The 335-nt window shown below is 79.1% G+C and carries 1 pseudogene; it reads left to right on the forward strand.

The features are described 5' to 3' along the window. Positions 1 to 319, forward strand: a pseudogene (locus DI005_RS00220) (DNA primase); the annotation flags it as partial. Positions 320 to 335: the final 16 nt, after the last annotated feature.

Here is a 335-nt window from a genome sequence, read left to right on the forward strand (position 1 = left end):
GCCGCCGCCCCCGGCGCCGGTCACCCCCATCCGGCCGTCCACCGGGCGTCGGTCGCGGTATCTGGAGGCCGCGTTGCGGGAGGAATGCCGCCGGGTCGCCGAGGCCCGCAGCAACCGCAACGCCACCCTCTACGGCGCCGCCGTCGCGCTCGGCCAACTCGTCGCCGGGGGCGCCCTGCCCGAGGACGAGGTGCGCGCGGCGCTGCGCGCCGCGTGCGGGCGGCACCTCGGCTCCCGGCAGTTCACCGCACGCGAGGCCGACAAGACCATCACCTCCGGCCTGCGGGCCGGGGCCAACCGGCCGCGCCGCGTCGCCTGACCCGCCTTCCTGGAGG

It is taken from the genome of Prauserella sp. PE36 (assembly GCF_003311655.1).
GTDB classification, from domain to species: domain Bacteria; phylum Actinomycetota; class Actinomycetes; order Mycobacteriales; family Pseudonocardiaceae; genus Prauserella_A; species Prauserella_A endophytica.